The sequence below is a fragment of the Kitasatospora aureofaciens genome (assembly GCF_019192735.1).
Taxonomy (GTDB): Bacteria; Actinomycetota; Actinomycetes; order Streptomycetales; family Streptomycetaceae; genus Kitasatospora; species Kitasatospora aureofaciens_A.
The window spans coordinates 1-962 of record NZ_JAHTKP010000185.1; the positions used below are offsets into that span (position 1 = coordinate 1).

1 pseudogene is annotated in these 962 nt (G+C 67.2%); it reads left to right on the top strand.

Going from position 1 to position 962, the window contains the following annotated elements:
* Positions 1 to 427: 427 nt before the first annotated feature.
* Positions 428 to 850: pseudogene (locus tag KV557_RS41895) on the top strand (IS701 family transposase); the annotation flags it as partial.
* Between the last annotated feature and the right edge of the window lie 112 nt (positions 851 to 962).

Here is a 962-nt window from a genome sequence, read left to right on the forward strand (position 1 = left end):
GCCCCGGTCGAGCACGGCTTCGCGAGCCTGAAGACCTTCCGGATCCTGACCAAGGTGCGCATGCACCCGCGGCACGCCACCGCGCTGGTACGGGCCCTGCTGGTGCTGACGCACCACCAGGTGGCACGGAGCGACGGATGATCTCCCCGCCACGATCACCGTGATGAGCTGCGCGAGCACCCCAACGAATCGTCACGCCAGGCCCGGTGACCTGCACGAATCACGATGAAACCTCCTCATTACCGGCAGCGGCTCTCCGCCCCCTCCAGCGCGTAGATCGCGAAGTCACACTGGAGTACTAATACTCCAGCAGGACTTCGACGTTTTGCCTGTTCAGAAGGCTGCGCGGTGAGTGTAGTGGGCTGGTGCTCCGTCAGGGGTGGTCTTCATGAGACCGCCCCTCGATCGTGTGCAGCCGGCGTTGGTAATGACAGCGGCGGGGCAGCCTCTCGTCGTGATCAACGAGCCTGCAGCCGAGAGCTGGGACCGCGAACTCGAAGACCTCTTCCTCCGTGTCGGCCACCGCTTCAGCCGCGTGGAGCCACGCCGCCGGATGCGCGACTACGTCCACGGCCTGCTCGGTCCGGTCGGACGCAAGAACGGCTGGCAACTGGCCGAATTCGCAGGCCACGCCACCCCCGACGGGCTCCAGCACCTGCTCGCCGGTGCCCGCTGGGACGCCGACGAGATCCGCGACGAGCTCCAGCACTACGTCGCCGAACGCCTCGGCGAGGACGACGGCGTCCTGATCCTCGACGACACCGGTTTCGTCAAGAAGGGCACCACCTCCGCGGGCGTGCAACGCCAGTACTCCGGCACCGCCGGCCGCACCGAGAACTGCCAGATCGGGGGTGCGACACGAAGTCGCACGTAGTGAGTGGGCTCGTTGGGAGGAGGGTCGGTGTGATGCCGAGGACGTGGCCCCGGGCCAGTGTCCATGGCCTGTCTCCGCTCGGACGTGC